This is a genomic window from Caenimonas koreensis DSM 17982 (assembly GCF_009646335.1).
Taxonomy (GTDB): domain Bacteria; phylum Pseudomonadota; class Gammaproteobacteria; order Burkholderiales; family Burkholderiaceae_C; genus Ramlibacter; species Ramlibacter koreensis.
Window position 1 is genome coordinate 1 of the sequence record NZ_WJBU01000016.1, and the last position, 24,316, is coordinate 24,316.

General features: G+C 64.2%; 27 protein-coding genes. 15 read left to right on the forward strand and 12 right to left on the reverse strand.

Annotated features, from left to right (window positions below; all coding sequences use genetic code 11):
• Nucleotides 1–106 precede the first annotated feature (106 nt).
• The 3 genes from GHT07_RS16050 to GHT07_RS16060 all read right to left on the reverse strand — a co-directional run bounded on the left by GHT07_RS16050 (nucleotide 107) and on the right by GHT07_RS16060 (nucleotide 2,269).
• Nucleotides 107–643, reverse strand: a complete 537-nt coding sequence (locus tag GHT07_RS16050; RefSeq protein ID WP_153586123.1) for a hypothetical protein — start codon at nucleotides 641–643, stop codon at nucleotides 107–109.
• A 103-nt stretch (nucleotides 644–746) separates the two neighbouring features.
• Nucleotides 747–1,652, reverse strand: a complete 906-nt coding sequence (locus GHT07_RS16055) for a hypothetical protein (protein ID WP_153586124.1) — start codon at nucleotides 1,650–1,652, stop codon at nucleotides 747–749.
• Nucleotides 1,653–1,687: 35 nt separating this feature from the next.
• Entirely contained in the window at nucleotides 1,688–2,269 is a 582-nt protein-coding gene (locus tag GHT07_RS16060; protein WP_153586125.1) for an IS1595 family transposase, read from the reverse strand.
• Between GHT07_RS16060 and GHT07_RS16065 the strand changes: the two genes are divergently transcribed.
• The 3 genes from GHT07_RS16065 to GHT07_RS16075 all read left to right on the forward strand — a co-directional run bounded on the left by GHT07_RS16065 (nucleotide 2,268) and on the right by GHT07_RS16075 (nucleotide 3,207).
• Nucleotides 2,268–2,546: a lanthionine synthetase LanC family protein gene (locus tag GHT07_RS16065; protein ID WP_323740977.1), complete on the forward strand. Its 279-nt coding sequence runs from the start codon at nucleotides 2,268–2,270 to the stop codon at nucleotides 2,544–2,546. The two genes, GHT07_RS16060 and GHT07_RS16065, sit on opposite strands and share 2 nt — an antisense overlap.
• 65 nt (nucleotides 2,547–2,611) lie before the next feature.
• Nucleotides 2,612–2,827, forward strand: a complete 216-nt coding sequence (locus GHT07_RS16070; protein WP_153586127.1) for a type II toxin-antitoxin system VapB family antitoxin — start codon at nucleotides 2,612–2,614, stop codon at nucleotides 2,825–2,827.
• A complete protein-coding gene (locus GHT07_RS16075; RefSeq protein WP_153586128.1) occupies nucleotides 2,824–3,207 on the forward strand; it encodes a type II toxin-antitoxin system VapC family toxin in 384 nt (127 codons plus the stop codon). The genes GHT07_RS16070 and GHT07_RS16075 overlap by 4 nt, the downstream gene beginning before the upstream one ends.
• A gap of 11 nt (nucleotides 3,208–3,218) precedes the next feature.
• Here GHT07_RS16075 and GHT07_RS16080 read toward each other — a convergent pair whose 3' ends face one another.
• The 4 genes from GHT07_RS16080 to GHT07_RS16095 are packed head-to-tail and all read right to left on the reverse strand — an operon-like array spanning nucleotide 3,219 to nucleotide 6,488.
• The gene (locus GHT07_RS16080; protein WP_153586129.1) at nucleotides 3,219–3,854 is read right to left on the reverse strand and encodes a hypothetical protein; all 636 of its coding nucleotides are present in this window, start codon (nucleotides 3,852–3,854) and stop codon (nucleotides 3,219–3,221) included.
• Nucleotides 3,855–3,886: 32 nt separating this feature from the next.
• Nucleotides 3,887–4,399, reverse strand: a complete 513-nt coding sequence (locus tag GHT07_RS16085) for a hypothetical protein (protein ID WP_153586130.1) — start codon at nucleotides 4,397–4,399, stop codon at nucleotides 3,887–3,889.
• Between the two features lie 14 nt (nucleotides 4,400–4,413).
• The gene (locus GHT07_RS16090) at nucleotides 4,414–5,805 is read right to left on the reverse strand and encodes a sensor histidine kinase (RefSeq protein ID WP_153586131.1); all 1,392 of its coding nucleotides are present in this window, start codon (nucleotides 5,803–5,805) and stop codon (nucleotides 4,414–4,416) included.
• Nucleotides 5,799–6,488, reverse strand: a complete 690-nt coding sequence (locus tag GHT07_RS16095; RefSeq protein WP_323740973.1) for a response regulator transcription factor — start codon at nucleotides 6,486–6,488, stop codon at nucleotides 5,799–5,801. Before GHT07_RS16095 ends, GHT07_RS16090 begins: the two co-directional genes overlap by 7 nt.
• 115 nt (nucleotides 6,489–6,603) lie before the next feature.
• On the opposite strand from GHT07_RS16095, the gene GHT07_RS16100 reads away from it, so the two are divergent.
• Together GHT07_RS16100 and GHT07_RS16105 are read left to right on the forward strand one after the other, a co-directional pair.
• The gene (locus GHT07_RS16100) at nucleotides 6,604–7,026 is read left to right on the forward strand and encodes a tripartite tricarboxylate transporter TctB family protein (RefSeq protein ID WP_153586132.1); all 423 of its coding nucleotides are present in this window, start codon (nucleotides 6,604–6,606) and stop codon (nucleotides 7,024–7,026) included.
• Nucleotides 7,027–7,038: 12 nt separating this feature from the next.
• Entirely contained in the window at nucleotides 7,039–8,586 is a 1,548-nt protein-coding gene (locus GHT07_RS16105) for a tripartite tricarboxylate transporter permease (protein ID WP_153586133.1), read from the forward strand.
• Nucleotides 8,587–8,648: 62 nt separating this feature from the next.
• Here the strand turns inward: GHT07_RS16105 and GHT07_RS16110 are convergent, their stop codons facing one another.
• Nucleotides 8,649–9,377 carry a hemerythrin domain-containing protein gene (locus GHT07_RS16110; RefSeq protein WP_153586134.1) on the reverse strand — a complete coding sequence of 243 codons (729 nt, stop codon included), beginning with the start codon at nucleotides 9,375–9,377 and terminating at the stop codon, nucleotides 8,649–8,651.
• A 114-nt stretch (nucleotides 9,378–9,491) separates the two neighbouring features.
• On the reverse strand, nucleotides 9,492–11,162 hold the full coding sequence (locus GHT07_RS16115; protein ID WP_153586135.1) for a GMC family oxidoreductase: 1,671 nt from the start codon (nucleotides 11,160–11,162) through the stop codon (nucleotides 9,492–9,494).
• A 311-nt stretch (nucleotides 11,163–11,473) separates the two neighbouring features.
• Here GHT07_RS16115 and GHT07_RS16125 point away from each other — a divergent pair, with 311 nt between their 5' ends.
• The 8 genes from GHT07_RS16125 (at nucleotide 11,474) to GHT07_RS16160 (ending at nucleotide 20,762) form a co-directional block, all read left to right on the forward strand.
• On the forward strand, nucleotides 11,474–12,295 hold the full coding sequence (locus GHT07_RS16125) for a hypothetical protein (RefSeq protein ID WP_153586137.1): 822 nt from the start codon (nucleotides 11,474–11,476) through the stop codon (nucleotides 12,293–12,295).
• 78 nt (nucleotides 12,296–12,373) lie between these two features.
• Entirely contained in the window at nucleotides 12,374–13,714 is a 1,341-nt protein-coding gene (locus tag GHT07_RS16130; protein ID WP_153586138.1) for a TldD/PmbA family protein, read from the forward strand.
• Nucleotides 13,711–15,000, forward strand: coding sequence for a metallopeptidase TldD-related protein (locus tag GHT07_RS16135; protein ID WP_153586139.1), 1,290 nt, complete (start codon nucleotides 13,711–13,713; stop codon nucleotides 14,998–15,000). Before GHT07_RS16130 ends, GHT07_RS16135 begins: the two co-directional genes overlap by 4 nt.
• A gap of 34 nt (nucleotides 15,001–15,034) precedes the next feature.
• The gene (locus GHT07_RS16140) at nucleotides 15,035–15,844 is read left to right on the forward strand and encodes a crotonase/enoyl-CoA hydratase family protein (RefSeq protein WP_153586140.1); all 810 of its coding nucleotides are present in this window, start codon (nucleotides 15,035–15,037) and stop codon (nucleotides 15,842–15,844) included.
• Between the two features lie 45 nt (nucleotides 15,845–15,889).
• Nucleotides 15,890–16,807, forward strand: a complete 918-nt coding sequence (locus GHT07_RS16145; protein ID WP_153586141.1) for an ATP-grasp fold amidoligase family protein — start codon at nucleotides 15,890–15,892, stop codon at nucleotides 16,805–16,807.
• Nucleotides 16,800–18,614, forward strand: coding sequence for an ATP-binding protein (locus GHT07_RS16150; protein WP_153586142.1), 1,815 nt, complete (start codon nucleotides 16,800–16,802; stop codon nucleotides 18,612–18,614). Before GHT07_RS16145 ends, GHT07_RS16150 begins: the two co-directional genes overlap by 8 nt.
• A 22-nt stretch (nucleotides 18,615–18,636) precedes the next feature.
• Nucleotides 18,637–19,581, forward strand: coding sequence for a hypothetical protein (locus GHT07_RS16155; protein WP_153586143.1), 945 nt, complete (start codon nucleotides 18,637–18,639; stop codon nucleotides 19,579–19,581).
• 32 nt (nucleotides 19,582–19,613) lie between these two features.
• Nucleotides 19,614–20,762 (forward strand): aminotransferase class V-fold PLP-dependent enzyme, encoded by a 1,149-nt coding sequence (locus tag GHT07_RS16160; protein WP_153586144.1) that lies wholly within the window; start codon nucleotides 19,614–19,616, stop codon nucleotides 20,760–20,762.
• A 23-nt stretch (nucleotides 20,763–20,785) separates the two neighbouring features.
• Here GHT07_RS16160 and GHT07_RS16165 read toward each other — a convergent pair whose 3' ends face one another.
• The 3 genes from GHT07_RS16165 to GHT07_RS16175 form a co-directional block, all read right to left on the reverse strand.
• Nucleotides 20,786–21,067, reverse strand: coding sequence for a type II toxin-antitoxin system RelE/ParE family toxin (locus GHT07_RS16165; RefSeq protein WP_323740974.1), 282 nt, complete (start codon nucleotides 21,065–21,067; stop codon nucleotides 20,786–20,788).
• On the reverse strand, nucleotides 21,064–21,342 hold the full coding sequence (locus GHT07_RS16170) for an antitoxin of toxin-antitoxin stability system (protein ID WP_153586145.1): 279 nt from the start codon (nucleotides 21,340–21,342) through the stop codon (nucleotides 21,064–21,066). Before GHT07_RS16170 ends, GHT07_RS16165 begins: the two co-directional genes overlap by 4 nt.
• 100 nt (nucleotides 21,343–21,442) lie before the next feature.
• The gene (locus GHT07_RS16175; protein WP_153586146.1) at nucleotides 21,443–23,281 is read right to left on the reverse strand and encodes an aminopeptidase P family protein; all 1,839 of its coding nucleotides are present in this window, start codon (nucleotides 23,279–23,281) and stop codon (nucleotides 21,443–21,445) included.
• Nucleotides 23,282–23,382: 101 nt separating this feature from the next.
• On the opposite strand from GHT07_RS16175, the gene GHT07_RS16180 reads away from it, so the two are divergent.
• Both GHT07_RS16180 and GHT07_RS16185 read left to right on the forward strand, forming a co-directional pair.
• Entirely contained in the window at nucleotides 23,383–23,844 is a 462-nt protein-coding gene (locus GHT07_RS16180; RefSeq protein ID WP_153586147.1) for a MarR family winged helix-turn-helix transcriptional regulator, read from the forward strand.
• A gap of 53 nt (nucleotides 23,845–23,897) precedes the next feature.
• On the forward strand, nucleotides 23,898–24,314 hold the full coding sequence (locus GHT07_RS16185) for an organic hydroperoxide resistance protein (RefSeq protein ID WP_153586148.1): 417 nt from the start codon (nucleotides 23,898–23,900) through the stop codon (nucleotides 24,312–24,314).
• Nucleotides 24,315–24,316: the final 2 nt, after the last annotated feature.

A 24,316-nucleotide genomic window follows, 5' to 3' on the forward strand; every position in this document is an offset into this window, starting at 1 on the left:
GAGGCTGCATTCGACGCTGGGGTACGTGAGCCCAATGCAGCATGAGAGAAACTGGTTGGCGGCCCAGGAAAAGAAGTCCGCTTAACAAGCTCGGTTAAGGGATTCGTCAAACAGGGGCAAGGTCAGACAATCGGCGCGGCGTCACCAGTTCGAGCATTCGATCGCGCATGTCCTGCTGCGCCTTAAGTGCAACCTCCATTTCGGCCAAAACCTTTTTGGCGGCGACCACACTAGCTGCCGAATCTTTTCGGGCTGCGTCTAGTGCGTCGCGGTTACGGTTGAAGTCATCGATCAATTCGAGATTCCGCTTTTCCTCCGCTTCCACGAACTTACGCAACTCTCCGTATTGGGTTCGCAGCTTGGCTTCGGTCGATTTGGTGAACTCCTCCAAGTTATTTACGGATACACCGAGGGTGGCTGCGTGTTCGATGGCTCGGCTGGACTCTTTCTGTGCTTCGGCAATTTTGAGGGCGGCCTCCCTTGCTTCCTCTCGTTGGAACATTACGACTTTGTATGTCGCCCATCCAACCGAAATCGCGGCTGCGGCAGCTAACGCAAGTGAAACGAGCATCACGGCTTCCCAGCCGTGCAAGTCCAATGAGAGCACGCGAGATTCTCCTTTGGAGTCGATGGTCTTAGTCATTTGCGTAACAGCGATAGTCGCGCTTCTTTATCTAGCCGCCTATGTCTTCATTCGACACTTCGGTGGAAATCGTCTTGCATACTTTGTCCTACTAGTCTTCCTGCTAGTTTGCGTCGTTACCTGCTTGGCATCTTTCCATGGCTTGCTCCCTCATCCAGTTGGGGCCAGTACGCTTGTATCGGAATGTGCTCCTGCGGTCGGGAGTGAAGCCATCGTGATACGTAACTTCGCCCGTGACGAACAGCCACAGGCGACCCCCCTCGACTTCAAAGGCGTCGGCTATTTCGAGCGGAACAATCGAGGAGTGATCCTGGGTTGGCGCAATTGCACCTGGGCGCACTACAGACGCGAATTGTGGCTCAACACTGAGTGTGTTTTCTTCGGCAGCAGTTTCGACGAGTGCAGAGGCGCTAACAACAACGTTGCGCGCGGGTGTTCTCCCATAGTTGGCAACCGTGATAACTATGTGCGTCTTTGTGCCGATCATTTCCAAGGCCAACTTGTCGACCATGACGTGAGCGCGCAATTCTTGGGCAGAAGCTGCTTGCATGTGAGCGACGGTGGCGGCGGCTGCATCGGCAGCTCTTCGAGAGACGTTGAGAGAATGGCGCGTCATTTTGAGTTGGCGCAAACCGGAACGCTCTGCGCCAGCCCACAGCCAATAAGTGAACAGGGCAAGGACGGCGGTCACGACGCAAAGGAGGCCAGTAAATACAGCGACCCACCAGTCAGCCTCGCCCCACCAATGATGCGCAGGTTTTGCATCCTTGTTGCCTTCATCGCTACTGGCTGCTACCTGCTGCGTAGGTGTTTGAGGTACTGGGCTGGCGAGAGGAACATGCGAAGGCGCTTTTTGCGAAGTCGATGGACCTACGTCGCTGCTTGGAGCTTGATGGCGATCGGTTGCGCCGTCTTTGCTCTCAGCGGCTTTAAAAGTACTTGGGACTGGTGGCTGTGATGCGGCAATCCCTACAAAGCACGCAAACGCCAACGCGATCAATGCCCGCATGGGATCCCTCCGGTTGTTTTACCGGAGAGGATAGCTCAGCAGGCGCGGATAGCAGCGCCGAAGAAATCGGCATTCATGCGGTTGTTGTAGCGGAACTCAAACTCGTTCACGTACAGCGGCAGGTACTTGGCCGACACCTTATGGAAGGTGCCCACGATGCCGCGCTTAACGAGCGACCAGAAGCCTTCAATCGTGTTCGTGTGAACGACGCCTTGCACGTACTCTTCACGGCTGTGGGTGACGTAGCCGTGAGGCAGGCCAGTGTGACGCTGCAGCTCGTGATAAGCGGCGGCTTCATCGGTGGAAATCAAGCTCACCTTGTGCGACACGACTTCGCGCAGGAACTTGAGTGCAGTGGTGCGGTCAACGCGCTTGATAACGCGAGCGACCACGTTGCCCTTGCGCTCCACAGCTCCCCTGATGATTGCCTTGCCAGAGCCACCTTGCCCGCCGCCGCCCTTGCCGCCCGGCCCTTTGTGCTTGTTCTTGGCCTTGCCGCCGATGTAGGTTTCGTCTACTTCGACATAGCCGACCAGTTGCTTGAATTCGACGTTGCCGAGGGCCACGCGAATCTTGTTGCACATATTCAGAGCCGTGCTGTAAGAGCCGAAGCCCATCAGGCGCGCCGGGCCGCTCAGCAAAGGCGCGGGGCTGTGTCATGGCACTGCTGGCAATGGTTATGCGCTGCTCAAGCTCTGGACGCGCACGGGCGATGCGATATGGCTCGCCCGCGCTCGCGCGTTTGCGATGCACGCCATCGAGCAAGTCGAAGCCGAACGCATCAAGCACGGCCAGGGCTGGCATACGCTGTGGACGGGCGACCTCGGCGTTGCGATGTTCCTGGCCAGTTGCGTGGCGGGGGACAGTGAGTTCGGGACGCTGGATGTCTTTTGAGTGTTGAGCTCTACCGCATCAAACTTGATGCCGAATTGATTCACTTTCGATGCTAAACTTCGCGCATGCGCACCACAGTCACCATTGAAGACGCTCTTTATGCGAAAGCACTGGAGCTTGCGGATCCCAACATGGACAAGTCAGAAATCTTCCGCGAAGTTTTCAGGACGTTTGTCAGAGTCCAAGCCTCCAAGCGGCTCGAAGCCCTTGGTGGTCGCGCCCCTGGAATGAAGGATGTTCCGCGCCGTCGTGAGACGCGCGGAATTCGCGGAACGCGATGAGTGTTCTTGTTGATACATCTGTCTGGGTCGAGCATTTCCGCCATCGAAACGAAGTACTCGTTGATCTACTGCGACGAGATGTTGCGCTGATGCATCCGATGGTGCTTCTCGAACTGGCATGCGGCACGCCACCTGCACCGAGAACTCAAACACTTGGCGATCTGGGGCTACTCATGGCATCCGAACAAGCAACGCCTGACGAAGTGATGCAGCTTGTCGAGCGGGAAACACTCTATGGCCGAGGTTGCGGTCTTGTGGACCTGACGCTACTAGCCTCGACACTTGTGACGCCCGGCGCGATGCTCTGGACTCTTGATCGTCGGTTAGCCGACATGGCAGACGATTTTGGTGTCGCGTATCGCCCCACGGCACATCACTGATCGTTGCGCCCTCACGCCCCACCCGACCTGAACACGACCCGCACCTTTGCATTCACCGCCTTGCCCTGCTCGCGCATCCACTTGCGCGCGAACTCTTCTACCGTTCTGGCAGCCAGCGGCTCCTGCGTTTGCAGGTAAGCCGGCAGGGTTGCACGGCGCTCCAATTCGGGCCCAAGCTGCCTGAGCGTGGACTGCACGTTCAACTGTGCGCCGGGTGACGTCCACGCGTCCTTTGTTTCGATTTCCAGCTTCGCCGCCTCTATAGCCGGCGGCAATGCGGGTTGCACGGCCGGCACTGTCAGCACGTAGTCCTGGCCTTGCACGCGCAGCTCCCACGTCTGGGCGAGCGGAATGCGATAGGTGTAGTGCACCGGCACACGCACTCGCGTCACGGTGGCGCCGAACAGCGTCGCGCAGTCGATCAATGGACAGGTGTATGTCGTCTGCCAGCCGAATTCCTCCACGCGGCTCAGCGTGGCGACTTCAAGCAAGCCGCCGGGTGTACGCAGCACGATCACCTGCGCCGGATCGAGCAGATGCCATTGCTCCTGTTGCGTGCCAGGCACGCGCAAGCCGCTGAACGTCAGCACGGCCAAGCCAGCCACGACAACTACCGCCAGCGTCACCACAGCCTTCGGGTACTTCATCCGTGCAGTCTCTCATGCGCGGTCCCAAAGCCCTAGCGCACCGCGTGCGCACTGAACCCGGCATCCGCCCACGCGGCAGCGCTCGCGCGGGTGAGCTTGAATGCAGGCGACACGCGCGCGTGGCCCAGTTCGTCGCCCGACGCATCCATCGCGCGCAGCGTCGCCGTTGGGTTCTCTTCATCGGGCTCGATGTCCAGCGCGACAGTCACGCGTGCGCCTGCGTGGTCGATCTCGATTTCGCGGTGCAGTGACGCATGCAGTTGCTGCTCGTGCCGGCGCACAAACTCCGACGCAGTTTTGACCAGCGTGTTGAACGCTGACGTGTCCAGCGGTTTCGGGTTTTTCTTGTCGCGCCCCATGGTCCAGGGGCCCACCAGCGCGGGCTCGACTTGCCCGTCGGGCGTCATGGCTACCGCCCAGCCATCGTCGTCTTCGTTCTTGATCACGCTGGCTGTCCAGCCGTTGTCGCGCCACAGCCGCGCCTGGCGGATCGCGTCCTGTTCGCCTTCGGTATTGATGCCGGTGTCAGTGTCGTTGTCGTTCATCGCCTGATTTTCGGCTAAAGCCGAAACCGCACACTCGCTCGCAGCCCCTTGCCACTGGGCGCGGGCTGCAAAACAAACTGCGCGTCGAGCAACGCGGCGTAGCGCTGGACGATCGACAGGCCCAGCCCCGCGCCCTCACCCAGGCGCTGGCCCTGCGCGCCTTGCGCCCAGCGCTGCGTGAGCGCATCGACCTCGCTCACCTGCAGGCCGGGGCCGTTGTCGGTCACAGCGAGCGTCGCAAAGCCTGGCTCACGCTCGATGGCGACCGTCACGCGGGCGGGCTCGCCGCGGCCATAGCGCAAGGCGTTGTCGATCAGGTTGTTCAGCATGCCTTCGATCAACGCCGGGTCACCACGCACCACCACGCTGTCTTCCAGGCCCTCTGCGCCGAAGTCAACGCCCAGCGCATCAGCCTTGCGCAAGTAGCGCAGCACCACATCACGCACCAGCGCGTCGAGCGCGATCGCCTCGCTATGCAGGCCGGCGCTGCCTTCACCGGCACGCGCGAGCGCAAGCAGCTGGTCGATCAGGCGGCTTGCGCGCTCTTCGGCGAGCACGATGCCTTCGAGCTCGGCGCGCCACGCCTGCGGGTTCTCCTGCGCGAGCGCGTAGTGCGCCTGCGCGCGGATGCCCGCAAGCGGCGTGCGCAGCTCATGCGCAACATTGCCCGCAAATTCGCGCTGCGCGGCCAGGCTTGCTGCCAGGCGTGTCAGCAGCGAGTCGAGCGCGTCGCCCAGCCGCCGCACGTCCTGCGTCGTCGCGCCTTGCGTCAATTCGGCAGGCAGCGGCGCAAGATCGCCGGCGTCGCGCTGCTCCATCGCCTGCTGCAGCTGCGTGAGGGGGCGCAAGTCATGCTCGATGATGCGGCTGAGCCACCATGCAAGCGTCGCGAGCAGCCACAGCTGCACCATCGCCGAATAGCCGATGAGCCGCTGCAACAGTTGTGTGCGGCTCGCCGTGGTCTGGGCCATGACCACCGTGAAAGGCGAAGCTTCGTCGCGGCGCAGGCTCACGCGGCGCACGCTTGCGCCATCGAGCACCGCGTCGGCAAATTCATGGGCTGCGCCTGGGGGCAACTGCGGCGCGGGCAGGCCCGGGCTGCCGGCCACCAGCCGGCCGCTGGTATCAAACACCGAGAAGTACAGCGTCTCGCTCTGGTCGAACAGCAAGGTGCTGACCTCTTGCGGCGTGAGCTCCAACACCAGTGCATCGCCTGACTTGCGAACCTGCGCAGCGATCGCGTAGGCGTCATCGAGCAGCGCGCGGTCGAACGCCTGCGCCGCGAAATGATTGCCCACGATCAGCAGCACGACGCTGCCTAGCACCCAGCTCAAGGCCACCGGCAGCAACACGTGGCGCGCGAGCCGCGATCGCAGGCTCGGCGGGTTGCTGCCACTGCTCAGCAATCTTCCTCCAGCACGTAGCCCAGGCCGCGCAGCGTGCGAATCGCCACGCCACTGCCTGCCAGCTTGCGGCGCAGGCGCGAGACAAAGGCTTCGAGCGCGTTGTCACCCAGCGCTTCACCCGCCTCGGACAGGCGCTTGGACAAATCGCGCTTGCTCACGACGCGGCCGGGCGGCGTCATCAGCTCGCACAGCACGCCGAATTCCCGCGCTGGCAGATCCCACGGCTGGCCCGCCAGAAAGAAGCGGCCCGCGGGCCGGTCGAGGATCAGCTGGCCCACCAGCACCTTGTCGCCAGTGCCGCTCGCACGCCGTGCGAGCGCTCGCAGGCGCGCCTCCACTTCCGCCAGGTCGAAGGGTTTGCCCAGGTAGTCGTCAGCGCCTGCATCGAGGCCGGCGATGCGTTCCTCCGTGCGGTCGCGTGCAGTGAGCACCAGCACGGGCGTCTGGTCGCCACGCGCGCGCGCTGCGCGCAGCACAGCCAGGCCGCTGCCCAGGCCGCTGCGCTCGTGGTGGGTCAGGGGCAGGTTCAGGTCCAGCAGCACGGCGTCGAACACCTGCACGCGCCACCAGTGATTGGCTTCGTCCACGCTGCTCGCCAGTTCAACGCGATGGCCCGCCTGCGCCAGGCTGCGCGCCATGGCCTGCTGCAAAACCGGATCGTCTTCAACAACAAGAATTCGCACGGCGTGGTCAGGTGTCCTGTGAGTGAGCTACGCGGAATTACCAATGGGGCGGGTCAGTCACCGGTCAGGTAGTGCATGGGATAACCGACGCACCTGAGGATACGACAACACCACCATGATGAATCGCAACCTGGCGCGCGGAATTTTTCTTTGCGCCATCTCTCTGGCCTTTGGCATCGGCGCGGCGCGCTACCCGATCGGCGAGTTCAGCCGCGCCGGCCCGGGCCTCTTCCCGTTGATGGTCAGCGCACTGCTGCTGCTCATTGGCATCTCGACCGTGATCCGCGCGTTCTTAGTCGAGAAGGTGCCGATGGAGGTCAACCCCAAGAACATCGCGATCATTCTCGGCAGCCTGTGCGCGTTTGCGCTGGTGTCCGAGTTTGCCAACATGATCCTGGGCATCGTGGCGATGGTGTTCATCGCGTCACTTGCGGCCACGACGTATTCGGTCAGCCGCATCCTGAAGATTTCACTGGGCCTCGTGCTCGTGGGCCTGGCTTTCCAGAAGGGCCTTGGCTTCAACCTGCCCCTGTATTGAGGACGCGCTGACATGGAAGTTCTCAACAACCTCGCGCTCGGCTTCGGCATTGCGCTGACCTGGCAGAACCTGATGTTCTGCGCCATCGGCTGCACAGTCGGCACGCTCGTCGGCCTGCTGCCCGGCCTGGGCCCGCTGGCCACCATCAGCATCTTGCTGCCGCTCACGTATTCGATCCCGACGGGCGGCGCGCTCATCATGCTGGCCGGCATCTACTACGGCGCGCAATACGGCGACAGCGTGAGCGCCATCACCATGAAGATCCCGCACGCGAGCTCCATCGTCGCGTGTATCGACGGCTACCAGATGACGCTCAAGGGCAAGACGGGCCTGGCGCTCTTCACGGCCGGTGTGTCGAGCTTCATCGGCGGCACCGTCGCCATCGTCGTGCTGTCGTTCTTCGCGCCGATGCTCGGTGAAGTCGCCTTCCTGTTCGGCCCGGCCGACTACTGCGCGCTGATGATGGTCGGCTTTGTGTGCGTGAGCTTCGTGACCACCGGCAGCCTGCTCAACGGCATGGCGATGTGCCTGATTGGCGTGCTGCTCGGGCAGATCGGCACTGACGTGAACAGCGGCATGCAGCGCTTCACGTTCGACCTGCCTTTCCTGGCAGACGGCATCGGCATCGTGAGCATTGCGCTGGGCTGCTTCGGCATTGCGGAAATCACCAAGAACATCGACGAGAAGAACGAGCGCACGCCGTTCAACGGCGCGATCAAGCTCATGCCCACATGGCCCGAGTTCAAGCGGATCATCCCGAGCGCGCTGCGCGGCAGCGTGGTGGGTTCGTTCCTGGGCATCCTGCCTGGCGGCGGCCCGGTGATTGCACAGTTCGCGGCCTACGCGCTCGACAAGAAGGTCAGCAAGTACCGCCATGAAATCGGCACGGGCTGCATCGAAGGCGTGGCGGGTCAAGCCGCTGCCGACGAAGCGGCTGCGCGCACGAGCTTCATTCCGCTCATGAGCATCGGCATTCCGGAGAACGCGGTGATGGCGCTGATGATGGCCGCATTCATCATCAAGGGCATACAGCCCGGCCCGAACATGATTGCCGGCCATCCTGACTTGTTCTGGGGCCTGGTCGCCAGCATGTGGGTGGGTAACGTGTTCCTCATCACGCTGAACGTGCCGCTGGTGCGTTACTGGCTGTCGGTGTTCAAGATTCCGTATTCGGTGCTGTTCCCGTCGATCCTGTTCTTCTGCTGCATCGGCACGTACAGCGTCAACAACAACCTGCAGGACATCTACATCACGGCCATGTTCGGCCTGATCGGCTACGCGATGCTCAGGCTCGAACTCGATGCAGCGCCGCTGATGCTCGGCTTCATCCTCGGGCCGATGCTCGAAGAGAACTTCCGCCGCGCCATGCTGTTGTCACGCGGCAGCTTCGGTGCCTTCGTCACGCGCCCGATCAGCGGCACGCTGCTGGCATTGATTGCGATCTTCGTGATCTGGCAGCTGGTGGCCTTTGTGCGGCAAGCGCGCAAGGGGAAAGCCGTTCCCCCTGGCCCGCTCGACGTGGATGCGGCAGCGCCGCCGCTGGCGCAGGCGCACGAATAGGCCACAAGGAGGCCGCAAGGACGCTGGAGCGAGGCGGGCAAAAGGCCCGCCTCTGCCCCGCCTCAGAGCGACAACGCGTTCGCCAGCTTCTCCCATTCGCGTGGTGTGAGGTGCGGCCGCACCACCGCCAGCGCTCCTTCGAAGGCGGCTGCCGGCGCATGCAAGCGCATGTCCTTGAGCATCTCCGCGCGCTCTGCCGGGTTCATGAACGGCACCAGCCAGCGCAGCACGAACATCATTTCCTCAGGCGGGATCGACGCCACGAGTGCGCCGTGAATCGCTTCGAGTTCGGCGTCGCTGTAGCGCGCCCACAGCACGGCGTTGTGCGCGGTTTCTTCCACGTGCATGTGCTTGAAGTTCTCGGCAATGAACAGGGCGAGCTCGCGATACAGGTGCTGCACACGGGCGGCGCGCGCCTGGGCAGGCACGCCGAGTAGCGCCGTGGTCACGGCAGCCAGCTCGGCAATGTGCCGCTCATGGTCTTCGTGGTCGTGCGCAATGCGTGCGCTGGCTCCGGGGGCACGCGCTTCGATCGCGGTGTGCACAAAGTCGTTTTCATGTTGCAGGTGCGAACGGCAGAAGTCCAGCAGCTGCAGAACGCGCTGCGTCGTATCTGCGAGTTCCAGCGTGTCGTCGCAGTCCATGCGGCCCAGGGCCAGCAGGGTGTCGGACATCAGTGCGCGCAGCGCCTTGTGGATGCCTGCGTACATGTCCACGCGCGGGGCGGGCACCTGGGGCGTTGCCTGCGCGGTTGCAGCCACTTGCTGCATTTCGATGGTGTCGATGTTCATTCGTCTCTTCCTTGATGGAGCGGTGCACCATGCACCGCGAACCATGAAAGGAAGTCTAGGAACGACGCGCGGACGCCGCCGCTAAGAATTGCTTAAGCGATCCCTAAAGATTTCTTAAACGGGCACCGCCTGCGCAGCGACAGGCGCATCTTTGTGAACTGCATCACGCGGCGCGTCGCCTTGCTGCACGTGCTGCTGCTGCGCCGCCTTAATCATGTCGGCGGCCTTCTCCGCGATCATGATCGTGGGCGCATTCGTGTTGCCACCCACGATGGCCGGCATGATCGATGCGTCCACCACGCGCAGGCCCTCAATGCCATGCACCTTCAGCTGCGCATCGACCACATCGAGCTCGCCATTGCCCATGCGGCAGGTGCCCACGGGGTGGTAGATCGTGTCGGCGAAGTTGCGGATGAACTGCTCGATCTGCGCGTCGGTCTTCGCGCCCGCCGAGCGCGGGTGCTCCTTGCCGCCATGGCCCGCGAGTGCGGGTTGCTCCAGGATGTGGCGCATCTGCTTGAAGCCCTTGATCAGGCGGTCAGTGTCGTCGCGCTCGGCCAGGAAGGCGGGGTCGATCAATGGCGCATCCATCGGGTTGGCTGAAGCGAGCGTGACGCTGCCGCGGCTCTTGGGGCGCAGCAGGCACACGTGACACGAGTAGCCGTAGCCGAACGTCGTTTTGCGGCCGTGGTCCACCAGCTTGCCGATCACGAAGTGAAGTTGCAGGTCGGGCACGGGCTCGGACGGGTCGGTCTTGATGAAGCCGCCCGCTTCTGCAAAGTTGGTGGTGAGCATGCCGCTGCGGTGCTTGCGCCATTCGAAGATGCCGGCAATCACGCGCGCAATGCCTTTGAGCGACACGCCGAACAAGTCCGTGAGGTGCGGCGCATCGACCACTTGCACCACATCGACGTGGTCGTGCAGGTGCTGGCCCACGCCGGGCAAGTCGTGCACCACGTTGACACCACGCTCCTTCAGGTGCGCCGCCGGGCCGATGCCTGAGAGCATCAGCAACTGCGGCGACATGAGCGCACCGGCACTCACAATCACTTCGCGCGTGCACTTGAGCTGCTTGCGCTCGCCGCCTTGCAGGTATTCGATACCCACGGCGCGCTTGCCCTCCATCAGGATGCGCGTGGCATGCACGCCGGTGATCACCTGCAAGTTGGCGCGGCCCAGGTGCGGCGTGAGGTACGCCTTGGCAGCGCTGAAGCGCTCGCCGTTCTTGTGCGTGACCTGGTACATGCCCATGCCCTGCTGGTGCGCGCCATTGAAGTCGGGGTTGCTGGGGTAGCCGGCCTCGACGCCCGCCTTCACGAACTCGGGCCCAAAGCGATTGGGGCTGCGCAGGTCCATCACGTTGAGCGGGCCGCCGGTGGCATGGAATTCATCGGCGCCGCGCTCGTTGTGCTCGGCGCGCTTGAAGTAAGGCAGCACCTCCTGCCAGCTCCAGCCGGGGTTGCCCTCGGCAGCCCACTTGTCGTAGTCGGTGCGGTGGCCGCGAAGGTAGATCATCGCGTTCACCGAGCTGGAGCCGCCCAGCACCTTGCCGCGTGGCTGGTAGCCCTTGCGCCCGTTCAGGCCGGGCTGCGGCACCGTCTCGAAAGCCCAGTTGGCCTGGCCGTTCTTGGCCAGCAGCGCCAGGCCTGCGGGGCAGTGCAGCAGCACGCTCGAATCGGGCGGCCCCGCCTCCAGCAGCGCGACGCGCACGTGTGGATCTTCAGTCAGCCGGGCGGCGAGCACGCAACCCGCAGAACCCGCCCCGACGATGATGTAGTCGACCATGGTGCCTCCTCAATTGAGCCACCATACAACGAAAAATGGCGCGAGTGCCTTAGCGCAGCTACCATTGCGCCCATACTTGGGAGCACCCTCCGTCTCGCGTGACCAGCACAACTGCCATTGACACTGCGGCGGCAAAACCGCCCGACAGCCCCCTGAAGCTGCGCCTGAGCGAGCAGCTGGCACAGGTGCCCGCGGAGAGGGCGCCTGCTCCTCCGCCACCGCCCCCACCACCGCCCCCTTCTGCGCCACCCGCCCCGGCGCCAACGCCCGCGCCCGCGCCAGCAGTCGTGGCAGCGCCCACGCCCCCAGTCGTGGCGGCACCCACCGCTTCCGCCCTGCTCAACTCGTTCGTTCCCGCACCCGCCGCCACACCGCCGATGACATGGCTGTTTTTGAGCGTGGCGCTGTTGGGCGGCGCTGGCTGGATCATCGAGCGGCGCAAACGGCTGCTGCTTGAAACCGAGAAAGACTCGGTGCTGTGGGCCGACGTGCAGGTGCGGCCCGGCCCGTCGGCGATGGACACGCACCAGCAGCTCGACGACATCCTGCCCGATGGGCAAAGCCCCGCCGAGAAGGCCCGTTCCATCTTTGTGACTGCAATTGGCGAGACAACGTCGCGGCGCGAAGCCACGCTGATTGACCTGCACCAGCTCGAAGGCAAGGTCACGCGAAGGCGGCTGCGCGGCGACGTGTTCGATGCGGTGCTGCTGCTGCAGCAGCATCTGGTCGATTTCCGGTACACCAGCCCGTGGGCTTTCCTGGAACTGCGCGAGCTCTACAAAACGCTGGACCGCCAGAAGGAATGGGAGGTCGCGCGCCAGGCGTTTCGCAAACGCTTTGGCCAGAACGCGCCGACGTGGGACGCGCCTTCGACCGCCGATGCGCAGCTGGCCGATGACCGCCAGCTGTGCAAGGAACTCCTGCCGCTGTGGCCCTACCGCGAGTCGCGCATGTTCGTGCTGCGCTGGGTGCTGGGCGACTCAACGATGCGGCAAAAATGCATGGGCCCGCCGATGCTGCCACTGGGCGTGTACCGCGACCTGCTGTTCATCGACGGCATGCTCGATAGCGTGATGCGGGCCAAGCAGGACCGCGTCGATACGGATCTTGCCGGCCTTGAAATCACTGAGTGACCCGTCAGTCAACTTGAGTGATTGCACGAGCAGTGCAGCCCAGTTAAGGTCGCGGGTTCATTTCAAGGAATCGACCCGATGACTTACCTGGAAACGCGCCGCCACGAGCTGCGCAAACGCCGCATCCTGATGGTGGACGGCAACCTCACCCAGAACCTGCAGACCGTCGAAGCGGGCGCAAGCGCGCGTGTGTATGACAACGGCTACTGGGGCTTTGCCTCCACCAACGACACGAGCCCTGCGGGCATCGACCGCGTCACTGATCTCGCACGCAAGAACGCAGCAGCCATGGCGCGCTTCGGCGCGAAAGACACGCTGCCCATGCCCGGCGGCAGCTATCGTGGCGAACACGTGTTCCACGGAAAGCCGGCCATCAGCCAGAAGGCGTGTGTGCAGCGCATGTCGGAGATTTCCGCCTGGTGCAAGGACCGCTACGCCGACATCAAATCAACGCGTGTCGTGATGGGCGACGAGCACCACACCAAGCGCGTCACCACCAGCAACGGCGGCGACCTGGTCAGCAGCATCCAGCGGGCGCTTTGCTACGTGATGTTCACGGCCGAGGGCGCCGATGGCGCGCCGGTCGAACTGATGGAAGTCTTCAGCTGCAAGGGCAGCCTCGCAGACCTTGACCTCTCCTTTGAAACCATTGGCCCGGTGCTCGACGCGCTGCATGGCCACGTGATCGCCAAATGCAACGCCGTGGCCGCGCGTGGCGGCGCGCACACCGTGGTGCTCGCACCCGAGCTCGCTGGCATGCTCGCGCATGAAGCGATGGGCCATCCGTGCGAAGCCGACCTGGTGCTCGGCGGTGCAGTCACGGGTGATCTCGTCGGCAAGCGCGTGGCGAGCGACCTGGTCACCATGATCGACGTGGCCAACACCTTCCGCGGCGAGGAGACGATGATCCCCGTGTACGCCGACGACGAAGGCACGCCCGCTCGCGACGCGATGCTGATCAAGGACGGCATCCTCACCGAGTTCATGAACAGCCGCGAGACGGCCGCGCGCATGGGCCTCGCGCCCACCGGCAGCGCACGCGCTTACTCGCCTTCAGACGAGCCACTGATCCGCATGCGCAACACCGTGATCGTGCCGGGCACGAGCCACTTCGATGACATGGTGGCCGGCGTGGAAGACGGCTATGTGCTGATGAAGACCGCCAACGGCCAGGCCGACTCGACGACCGAATTCATGTTCGGCATCACGCTCGCCTACGAAATCAAGGACGGCAAAGTCGGCCGTGCGATCAAGGACACCACGCTCTCGGGCTCCGCCATCAAGGTGCTGCAAAGCGCTGATGCCGTGTCGAACGACTTGAGCTGGAACTGCAGCGGCTATTGCGGCAAGAAGCAGCCGATGGTCGTGTCCATGGGCGGCCCCGCACTGCGGGTTCGCGCACACCTGGGAGGCGAATGATGCAAGGCACGATCAACCTTCAAGACAAGGCGCAGGAAGCGCTGGCGCTGATGACAGCCGCCGGCTTCGACCAGGCGCAGGTCACGGCGCAACACGTGCTGCTCGATGAGCTGAACGTCAACCACAACGAGCCGACGCTCCTGCGCAGCACCGAGTCGCACAAGCTGCTGCTGACGGGGCTGGTGGATGGCCGCGTGGCAAGCACCGAGATGGCGGACTTGTCTGCCGAGGGCATGCGCGAACGCATGGCCGCGCTCTTCGACGACGCCAAGTCCGCGCCGCGCGACGAAGCCAATGCCGTGTCGAGCGGGCAGAAGGCGTCCATCGTGCAAGGCCCGCAAGCGGGCGACCGCGAGCTGATGGCCGACAAGGTTGCCGAGCTGCTCGCCTTCCGCGCGAAGCACACGCCCAAGATGATGGTGGACGAAGGCGACGCGAAGCACACGCTGCGCCGCTGGCACACGCTCACCACGGGCGGCAGCGATCTGTCGGGCAGCGTGGGCTGCTATTCGATGGGCGCTTTCGGCACGGCGCGTGACGGCACCAAGTCAAGCTCGTTCAACTACACGGGTGGTGACGCCAACGACCTGTCGGGCGCCGCGCCCGACTACTTCGGCATCGGCCAGATGCTGCGCGACACCGAACGGATGATCGAGACGACGCCTGCGGGCGGCAAGTTCGTGGGCGATGTGGTGCTGACACCCAACGCCGTCGAATCGCTGCTCGGCTGGCTGCAGGGGCAGTTGTCGGACATGCAGCTGATCGGTGGCAGCTCGCTGTATCGCAACAGCGTGGGCGAGGCGATTGCATCGCCGCTGTTTTCGCTGCGCAGCCGCTTCAACGCGCCAGGTGTGGCAGCCGTGTCGAGCGACGGGTTTGTGACGCCGGACGTCACGATCGTCGAGCAGGGCCGGCTCGTATCGCTCACGCCCAGCCTGTACGGCAGCCGCAAGACGGGGCTCAAGCATGTGCCGGTGGCAGCAGGCGGCTGGGACATCGCGGCGGGCACCACGCCGCTGGCGGAGATGGTGGGCGGCGTCAAGCGCGGCGCGCTGGTCGGCCGCTTGTCGATGGGCGCGCCTGCGGCCAACGGCAACTTCTCGGGCGTGATCAAGAACAGCTTCCTCATCGAAGGTGGCGAGCTGGGCACGGCCCTGTCTGAAGTGATGATTGCGGGCAACATGGCGCAGATGCTGCGCGACATCGTGGCCGTGAGCCGCGAGGTGATCGACGGAGGATCGACACGGCTGCCGTGGATCCGCATTTCGAACCTGCATTTTTCGTGAGTCTTTTCGGGGGTTTTTTCGTGACAATGGGCGGATGACTGACCCCATCGCACCCCCAGAAGGCACCATCACCACCGAGCGGCGCGGCGCCTTGCTGTTGATCGGCATCAACCGCCCCGCGAAGTACAACGGCTTCACGCCGCGCATGTTCCGGGAGCTGGGCGAGGCGTATTCGCTACTCGACGACGACCCGGACTTGCGCGTGGGCGTGCTGCACGCCTTCGGCAAGCATTTCACGGCGGGCCTCGACTTGCCCACCATCGCACCGCTGATGCAACGCGGCGAGAAGGCGATTCCGCTGGGGAACGTGGAGCCGACCGACCTGGGCACGCCCGGCTATCGCCGCCGCACCAAGCCGATGGTGGTGGCCGTCAAGGGCATCACCTACACGCTGGGCATCGAGCTGATGCTGGCAGCCGACATCGTGGTGGCGGCTGACGACTGCCGCTTCTCGCAGCTGGAAGTCAAGCGCGGCATCATGGCCACGGGTGGCGCCACGCTGCGCATGGCCGAGCGCGCAGGGCTGGGCAACGCGATGCTGCACCTTCTGACGGGCGACGAATTCGGCAGCGTTGAAGCGCTGCGCCTGAACTTCGTGCAGAAGGTCGTGGCTGCCGGCCAGGAGCTGGAGGCGGCGCTGGACATCGCGCAGGCGATTGCGGCGCAGGCGCCCCTGGCCGTTGTGGCGACGCGCCTGAGTGCGCTCAAGGCCGTGGAGCACGGGCCGCTGGCGGCGATGGAGGAGTTCATCGATGTGCAGGCCAAGCTGGCGAACAGCGAAGATGCCAAAGAAGGCGTGCGCTCGTTCGTGGAGCGGCGGGCGGCGAAGTTCACTGGCCGCTGAGGCACGAGCTACGATAGCTGTTTCGCAAGCCACGACTCACGCTTCTTGGATCAAATCACCAACGCCTCCGAAGTCCTTCAGGCGCGCCTCGATCACGCGGCGATGCTGCGCGAAGCTGGCCGCGAGACAGAAGCCATCGCCTGTGGCCCGGACATCCTGCACGCCTACTACCAGCTCGAACAGGGCCGCGTATTGCCGCGCGCCGAGCCGCGCAACTTCACTGACAAGGTTTACTGCCGCATGCTCGACACGCACGAGCACGGCTGCCCCACGTATTCGCGCCTGTCGGACAAACTGGCGGTGCGCGAATGGGTTGCTGCGCGCATCGGCGAGCGGTTCCTCACACCCGTGCTGTGGTCGGGCGATGATCCGCAGGAAATTCCGTGGGCGAGGCTGCCCGAAGAATTCATGCTCAAGTGCAACGAAGGCTCCGCCAAGTGCATGCTGGTGCTGCCGCCCCACGATCGCGCAGCCGCACAGGCTTTGGCTGCCAAGTGGCTGGCTGAATCGTTTTACTGGATGCGGCGCGAGTTCCATTACTGGGATGTGCCGCGCCGCCTGCTCATTGAGCCGCGCATGGAAGATGGCCACCCGGACGGCCCGCTCGACTACATCTTCTTCTGCTTTGACGGCGTGCCGCGCCTGGTGCAGATCGGCAGCCGCTCGCACACCATCCACCGCTTCTTCACGCCGCAGTGGGAGCCCATCACGCTGACCTACCGCAAGGAATACCTCACGCCGCCCATCGCGCGGCCCGCGCCGCTCGAGCAGATGCTGGAGATAGCCGCCACGCTCTCGGCGGGCTTTGACTTTGTGCGGGTCGATCTGTATTGCCTGGGCACGGACATCCGCTTTGGCGAGCTCACGTTCACGCCTTGCGCCGGCAACGCACCGTTCGAGCCGCGCGAATGGGACGCACGGCTGGGCGAGTGGTGGCACTACGCGGGCCTGCCGCATGGCTGAGGCGGCACGCGCGAAACAGACGTCGCCGCTGCGCATCGGCGAGCAGTGGCAAGGCTTGCGCGGGCACGCCCATGGCGTGCGCGGGCCGGTGATGTGTGGTGCGCTGCACTGGTCAACTGCCGTGCCATGGAAGACCGACGCACTCGCTGCGCTGCTGCATGACGAAGGCGGGCTCAAGCCAGCAGTCGTGCAGCAGTGCCTGGCCAACGAGTCGGACACGGACACTTTTTTTGCGCTCGCGCTGGCGCTCGAAGACATGGCGCAGTCGCCCGTGGCGCAAAAAGGTGTGTTGCTCTCGCGCACTGAAGTGCAGCCGCAGCTGGTGGACTGCCAGGTGGCGATGCCGAGCTTTTACCCGCCCTTCACGCAGGCGCTGATCTCGTGGCTGGGTTCGGCCATCAACATGTGCAGCGGCACATCGAGCGCGCAGCAGCGCAAGTCGCTCATCGACTCGATGAATGCCCAATTGCACGCTGCGCGCACCCAGCTGCTGTCGTCCATCCGCACGGGGGGCGTCAATACCGCGCGCATCGCGCGTGCGGCCGCCGAGCTGGGGCTGCCCGTGCAGGTGCTCACGCGCAGCTACCTGTACGTCGGCTCCGGTGCCAATGCGCGCATTTTCAACAGCACGATGACCGAGGAGACGACGGCGCTGGGTGTTGCACTGGCGCGCTCCAAATCAGCCACTGCGGCGCTGCTGGCGATGCGCGGCCTGCCCGTGCCCCGGCACCAGCGCGCTGGCTGCGCGCAGGACGCGGTGAAGGCAGCGCATGCGCTGGGCTACCCGGTGGTGGTCAAGCCCGACGACCGCGACGGCGGCGCCGGTGTGAACGCCGGCCTCACGAGCGATGAACAAGTCATTGCATGCTATGCGCAGGCCGCAGCGATCTCGCCGAACGTGCTGGTGGAAAAGCATGTGGAAGGGCTGGACTACCGCATCACGGTGGACAACGGCCGCGTCGTCAAAGTCATTGGCCGCCAGCCCGGCGGCGTGCTGGGCGATGGCCGCCTGAGCGTGCGCGAGCTGGTGGCTGCCAATGCGGCCAAGCCGTCGATGCGCGGCAATGCGAGCGCGGTGTCGCTGGACGAAGAAGCGCTCGCGCTGCTCGCCGGATACGGCATGACTGCCGATAGCGTCCCGGCCGCTGATGCATTCGTCGTGCTGCGGCGGCGCGCCAACATGTCCACTGGCGGCACGAGCCGCGACGCAATGGCCGACATGCACCCGGACAACGCGCGCCTGGCCATCCGCGCTGCACAGGCGCTGCGGCTCGATCTGGCGGGCATCGACTTCATCATCCCGGACATCGCGGTGAGCTGGATGGAGTGCACGGCAGCCATCTGCGAAGTGAATGCACAGCCGCAGATCAGCACGGAATTCGCGCCAGCCGTGTACCACGACCTGTTGACGCGGCTGGTGCGCGAGCCCACGCGCTTGCATGCCGTGGTGCTGGTTGACGTGTCGGCGAACGCAGATTGCGATGCCGATGTGATCGCGGCTGCGCAGCAACTGGCGGCACGCGGCGAACGTGTGCTGTCCGTGCGCAGCGATGGCACGTGGCTGGGTGATGAGCGCATCGCGCCTGCGGGGCGCAGCGCCTTCGCACGCGCTGTGGCCTGCGAGCTCGAAGTCGAAGCCACTGCGGTGGTCGCCGCGTTCAAGCCCGGGCAGCTCCTGCGCACCGGCCTGCCGTGGCTGCATGTGGACGAAGTGCGGGTGTTGCGCGGATCAGCCCCAGTGGACGAGGCGCAGCTGCAGGCCTGCCTTGACCTGGTTGCGCCGCATCTTGCGGCACCGCGTGTGTGACAGGCAAGTGAACACACCTCTGTTGGCACTGACGACCTACTACAACCCGCTGCGCGGCACACGGCGGCGGCGCAACTACGACGTGTTTCGCGCCAACCTCGGCGTGCCACTGGTGGCTGTCGAATGGGCGCAGGACGGCCGCTTCGAACTCTCGCCGCGCGATGCGGATGTATTGATCCAGGTGCAAGGCGGTGACCTGATGTGGCAGAAAGAGCGCCTGCTTAACTGCGGGCTGGCGCGCATCCGCAGCGAGGGGCTGGCGCGCGACGTGGCGATCGTTGATGCAGACGTTGTGTTCGAGGCACCCGATTGGCACAAGCGGGTATCGGCCGCGCTCGACAAGTGCCCGATCGTGCAATGCCAGTCGCTCATTGACCATCTGCCGCCGCTGCCGCCAGACATCCGCACCCGCGACGCATTGGCAGCCGTGGCACCCGAGCGCTCGATCGAGTCACTTGCCTGCGTGCTCGCGCAGGGCAAGCCACTTTTCACGCTCGATGCCGAGACTGTGCGGCTGCAGGCGGTGGCGAACTTCCCGCCGTCATCAGGCAGCACCGGCATGGCGATTGCCGTGCGGCTTGCTGACCTGCCATCGTTCGAGCTGTATGACGGCAACATCGTCGGCGGCGGCGATCTGTTGATGGCAACCGCCTTCATTGGGCGCCTGAAGGAGCTGTTCGACGTGCGCAACTACGCGAGCGGTCATGAGGCAGACGCGTTTGCATGGGCCGCGCGCTGCCTGCCGCGCCAACCCCGGCTGGGCTGGGCAGATAACCGCGTGATGCACCTGTGGCACGGCAGTCTTGCAGACAGGCAGTATGGAGAGCGGCTGCACATCCTCGGCCCGCGCGGCTACGACCCTGCAATTCACCTTGACCGCAGCGGCCAGGCCATGCGGTTCACGCCCTGCGCGAGTGAGTTGAAAAACGCCGTAGCGCACTACCTGGCATCGCGCAACGATGCGTAAGCAACAGCGACACCGACTGACAAGGCCACCACATGCGCGACCAGTTCCTGCTCGATCCCGCCCTCGCCTTCCTCAATCATGGCTCGTTCGGGGCGTGCCCGCGCGAAGTGTTCGAGGCGCAGCAGCACTGGCAGCTGGAGATGGAGCGCAACCCGGTGGAGTTCCTCGGGCGGCGATCGGCGAAGCTGTTGTTTGAGTCGCGCCGTGCGCTCGGCGCCTACCTCGGTGCGGATGCAGATCACCTCATCTACATCCCCAATTCGACAACGGGCGTGAACATCGTTGCGAACTCATTCGCGCTGTCTGCCGGCGACGAGGTTCTGACGACCGATCTCGAATACGGCGCGTGTGATGCAACGTGGGAGCGCGTCTGCGCGCAACGCGGTGCGCACTACCGGCATGTGGAGATCCCGCTTCCGTACGAGCGGGAGCGTGTTGCCCCGCGCCTGATGGCCGCAGTGACGCCGCACACGCGGATGATCTACCTGAGCCACATCACATCGACCACCGCGCTCATCCTGCCTGTGGCCGACATCTGCAAGGCGGCGCGCGCGCGAGGCATCACGACACTGATCGACGGTGCGCATGCGCCGGGGCAGATCGAGCTGGACCTGGCCGCCATCGGCGCGGACTTCTATGTCGGTAACTGCCACAAGTGGCTTTGCGCACCCAAGGGCGCGGGCTTTTTGCACGCGCGGCCGGAGCACCACGACATGCTCGATGCGACGGTGATCTCATGGGGCTATGCGGCGGGCACTGGTGGGCATACGGGCTTCGAGGCTTACCTGGGCCGCAGTGTGTTCGAGCGCAGGCTGCAGTGGCAAGGCACGCGCGACATTGCGGCGTGGCTGGCAGTGCCAGCTGCCATCGAATTCCAGGCGCGTCACGACTGGCCTGCGGTGCGTGCGAGGTGCCATGAACTCGCACGCCATGCGCACGATGCACTCACGCATCGCCACGCACTCGAGCCCATCGCGCGTGATGACGACTGGGCGCAGATGGTCGCGATCCCCGTGCCTGCGCAAGACACAGAGGCGCTGCGCCAGCGGCTGTTCGATGAAAGCGCAATCGAGGTACCGGTGACGAGCCATGCGGGGCATGTGTTCGTGCGAATCTCTATCCAGGGCTACAACACGATGCAGGATGTGGAGCGGTTGCTGGCGGCGCCGGCGCTGGCTTGAGGCGGCCACAAGGTGGATGTCTGTCAGCGAGTTGGCGGCCATAGGCGCGCGGTGTGCACCAAGGCGAGAATCCAAACGCCGTCGTCCCCCACTTCATAGATCAACCGATAGCTCTCGTGAGGAATGAGCTCTCTCGTACCCGCAATCTTTCCGGGCTTGCCAAGGCGGGGGTGCGCTGCCAGTCGCTCGGCAGCATCACTGAACAACAAATCGAGTCGCACTGCTGCAGATGGGTTGTCAGCTGCGACATAGAGCCAGATTTCTTCACGGTCAACTTCAGCCTCCGCCGTCCAGATGACCTTCACGAGCGCTTTGTCGTCGAGGCGCGTCTGGCAGCAAAGGAAGACTCAACCTGGTCGTTGGAGCGACCGCGGCCTGCTCGCACCGACGCTCGCGCTGCCTCCACCTTCCCGCGCAGGAACTCATCGTGCTCCCTGACCTGTTGCTGGTAGTTGATGAAGTCCCGCATCAACTGGCGGACCACCTGCGAGGCGGGACGATGCGCCGCCTCAGCCTCTGCCATGAACTGGTCGCGCAGCTCCGGCTCCAGCTTCATTGTGAAAACAGCTTCCTTGGTCATTAGTGTCTTGCACAGTCAATGAATGTACAAAGTATAGACAAGCTACATACGTGCGGTCACTGTTCTGATCCGCTATGTGAATAGCTTGTCTTGGGCCAGGTCATGCTGACGATTCGCGCCCTGATGTGGACAACGGCTGCGTTCGAGCGTTGAGCCATGCAAGCGCGTCGCCCGCGAGCAGCGGCTCCAATCGCGCGCGCACCACTGCGTGATACTCGTCCAGCCAGGCGATCTCATCTTCTCGCAGCATCGAAGCGTCGATGCATCGCGTGTCGATCGGGCAGAGGGTGAGTGTTTCGAACTTCAGCATCTCGCCGAATGCGCCGTGCTCGGGTGTGTCGCATGGCACATTCAGCACCAGGTTCTCGATGCGCACGCCCCATTGGTCAGCCCTGTAGAGGCCCGGCTCGTTCGACGTGATCATGCCCGGCTCCATCGCCATGTGCGGCTCGACCACGGCCTTTGAAATGGTCTGCGGGCCTTCATGCACGTTCATGAAGTAGCCCACGCCATGGCCCGTGCCATGCCCGTAGTCAAGCCCCGCCTGCCACAGCGGCAAGCGCGCCAGCGTGTCGAGCATGGGGCCGGGCGTGCCGCGCGGAAACACCGCGACCGACAGGCCGATCATTCCCTTGAGCACCAGTGTGTAGTCGCGCTGGTGTGCCGCCGTGATCTTGCCGATGGGCCACACGCGCGTGATATCGGTTGTGCCGCCGAGGTACTGCGCGCCGGAATCGATCAGCAAGAGGCCATCGCCGTCGAGCCACGAATACGACTCGGGTGTGGCGTGGTAGTGCGGCATGGCGCCGTTGCCGTTGAAGCCGGCAATGGTGTTGAACGAGCGGCCGACGAAGCCCGGGCGCTTGCTGCGTGCCTCGGTGATCCATTCGTCCACCGTGAGTTCTGACAGGCGTTCGCCGCGTGCCAGCGCGGCCTCGAAGCGTGCGTAGAACTCGCACATCGCGGCGCCGTCCTGCTCCATCGCCTCGCGCACGAATTGCGCTTGCGCGTCAGTCTTGCGGCTTTTGGCGAAGGTGCTCGGGTTGACGGCTTCGATCACGCGCACGGCCGCTGGCACTGCATCGCGCAGACCCGCCGTGATGCGGCGCGGGTCGACCAGCAGTACGGCCCCGCCTGCGATTGCGCCGAGTGCTCTCGGCGCCTGCTCGTAGGGCGCGATGCGCACGCCGTCGCTCGCCAGGGTAGCCTGCAGTGCTTCGCTGCATTTGCCTTGCGCGAGAAACAAGGTGGCTGCATCCGCGTCGACCAGCAGGTGCGCCACAAAGACCGGATTGAACGTCACATCGGCGCCGCGCAGGTTCAGCAGCCATGCAATGTCGTCGAGCGAAGAGATGAAGTGGTGCGTTGCGCCCGCCTGCTTCATTTCGTCTCGCACGTGGGCTAGCTTGTCTGCGCGCGCGACAGCGGCGTGCGGTGCGACATGTTCGTAGATGGGCTCGGTTGGCAAGCCAGGTCGGCCGGGCCACGCGAGTTCGAGCAGGTCTGAGTCGCCATTGACGACGATGCCCGCTGCCACCATGGCGCTGCGGATCTGTTGTGCAGCGGCCAGGCTGACAACCTGCGCATCAAACCCCAGCATCTCGCCCGCCTTGAGTTCCGCGGTGATCCAGTCGAGCACGGGCTTGAGCGCGCCCGTGCCTGTCTTGACGAGATCAACGCCGCTGCCCGCCAGTTCGCGCTCGGCCTGCGACCAGTAGCGGCTGTCAGCGAACAGCGCAGCGCGCCGGGCACCGACCACCAGCGTTCCCATCGATCCTGTGAAGCCGCTGAACCACTCGCGGCCACGCCAGCGCGCAGGCAGGTATTCGGACACATGCGGATCAGACGAGGGAACATAAAGCGCCTGCACGCCTGCACTGCTCATGGCAGTGCGCAGCTTGTCCAGGCGCGAACGGATGGGGGTGGTGGGTGCGTTCATGGCGTCATTTTGAATCACTGCCCTCGTGCGTGCACGGCAACGACCCATCCGCGCGACAAATTATATTGCGCACAATTTAATTTGACGCTATAATTCTACCTATGACGCGCAAGCCCGACACACGCAAGTTTGACGCACAACGGGCCCTGCTGCTGGACAACCAGCTCTGCTTTGCCCTGTATTCGGCATCGCTCGCCATGACCAAGCTCTACAAGCCCCTTCTGGATGAGCTGGGCCTGACTTATCCGCAATACCTGGCGATGCTGGTGTTGTGGGAAGAAGATGGCCTGATGGTCTCGGCGCTCGGCCAGCGCCTGTCGCTCGACTCAGGCACGCTCACGCCGCTGCTCAAGCGCCTGGAGGCTGCCGGCCTTATTGCCCGCATCCGTGATGTTGAAGATGAGCGGCGCGTGCATATCTCGCTCACGGCCGCAGGCCGCAAGCTCAAAAGCCGCGCTCAAAAAATTCCGGGCTGCATCCTCGATGCGGCCCAGTGCTCGATTCCGGAACTGGTGCAACTCACACGCCAGGTCCAGGAACTGCGCGACAGGCTGATGGCCTGAGCCGCGAACCGCTTGCCTTTTTTTATCCACTGACGAAACCCGAAGGAATCACCATGACCACGCTCGAAAAAGTGCTGTACACCGCCAAGGCCCACACCACCGGCGGCCGCGATGGCCAATCGAAGACGGACGACGGCCGCCTCGACATCAAGCTCTCGCCCCCTGGCCAGCCGGGCACGGGCACCAATCCCGAGCAGCTGTTTGCAGCCGGCTACTCCGCGTGCTTCATCGGTGCGATGAAGGCGGTTGCGGGCAAGATGAAGGTCACGCTGCCGGCTGACCTGGCTATCGACGCTGAAGTTGACCTTGGCCCCATCCCCGGTGCCTACGGAATTGCTGCGCGCCTGAACGTCAGCCTGCCGGGCATGGACCGCGCCGCGGCCCAGTCGCTGCTCGACGCAGCGCACCAGGTGTGCCCGTACTCGAACGCCACGCGCGGCAACGTGGACGTGCAGATCAATCTGGTCTGAGC

Bases quoted from the DNA above. Each gene is read 5' to 3' on its own strand.
- GHT07_RS16160 (WP_153586144.1), top strand. From the start codon at position 19,614: ATGCGCGACCAGTTCCTGCTCGATCCCGCCCTCGCCTTCCTCAATCAT.
- GHT07_RS16105 (WP_153586133.1), top strand. From the start codon at position 7,039: ATGGAAGTTCTCAACAACCTCGCGCTCGGCTTCGGCATTGCGCTGACC.
- GHT07_RS16075 (WP_153586128.1), top strand. From the start codon at position 2,824: ATGAGTGTTCTTGTTGATACATCTGTCTGGGTCGAGCATTTCCGCCAT.
- GHT07_RS16085 (WP_153586130.1), bottom strand. From the start codon at position 4,399: ATGAACGACAACGACACTGACACCGGCATCAATACCGAAGGCGAACAG.
- GHT07_RS16170 (WP_153586145.1), bottom strand. From the start codon at position 21,342: ATGACCAAGGAAGCTGTTTTCACAATGAAGCTGGAGCCGGAGCTGCGC.
- GHT07_RS16110 (WP_153586134.1), bottom strand. From the start codon at position 9,377: ATGAACATCGACACCATCGAAATGCAGCAAGTGGCTGCAACCGCGCAG.
- GHT07_RS16175 (WP_153586146.1), bottom strand. From the start codon at position 23,281: ATGAACGCACCCACCACCCCCATCCGTTCGCGCCTGGACAAGCTGCGC.
- GHT07_RS16130 (WP_153586138.1), top strand. From the start codon at position 12,374: ATGACTTACCTGGAAACGCGCCGCCACGAGCTGCGCAAACGCCGCATC.
- GHT07_RS16140 (WP_153586140.1), top strand. From the start codon at position 15,035: ATGACTGACCCCATCGCACCCCCAGAAGGCACCATCACCACCGAGCGG.
- GHT07_RS16080 (WP_153586129.1), bottom strand. From the start codon at position 3,854: ATGAAGTACCCGAAGGCTGTGGTGACGCTGGCGGTAGTTGTCGTGGCT.
- GHT07_RS16070 (WP_153586127.1), top strand. From the start codon at position 2,612: ATGCGCACCACAGTCACCATTGAAGACGCTCTTTATGCGAAAGCACTG.
- GHT07_RS16135 (WP_153586139.1), top strand. From the start codon at position 13,711: ATGATGCAAGGCACGATCAACCTTCAAGACAAGGCGCAGGAAGCGCTG.
- GHT07_RS16115 (WP_153586135.1), bottom strand. From the start codon at position 11,162: ATGGTCGACTACATCATCGTCGGGGCGGGTTCTGCGGGTTGCGTGCTC.
- GHT07_RS16055 (WP_153586124.1), bottom strand. From the start codon at position 1,652: ATGCGGGCATTGATCGCGTTGGCGTTTGCGTGCTTTGTAGGGATTGCC.
- GHT07_RS16100 (WP_153586132.1), top strand. From the start codon at position 6,604: ATGATGAATCGCAACCTGGCGCGCGGAATTTTTCTTTGCGCCATCTCT.
- GHT07_RS16185 (WP_153586148.1), top strand. From the start codon at position 23,898: ATGACCACGCTCGAAAAAGTGCTGTACACCGCCAAGGCCCACACCACC.
- GHT07_RS16180 (WP_153586147.1), top strand. From the start codon at position 23,383: ATGACGCGCAAGCCCGACACACGCAAGTTTGACGCACAACGGGCCCTG.
- GHT07_RS16060 (WP_153586125.1), bottom strand. From the start codon at position 2,269: ATGGGCTTCGGCTCTTACAGCACGGCTCTGAATATGTGCAACAAGATT.
- GHT07_RS16150 (WP_153586142.1), top strand. From the start codon at position 16,800: ATGGCTGAGGCGGCACGCGCGAAACAGACGTCGCCGCTGCGCATCGGC.
- GHT07_RS16050 (WP_153586123.1), bottom strand. From the start codon at position 643: ATGACTAAGACCATCGACTCCAAAGGAGAATCTCGCGTGCTCTCATTG.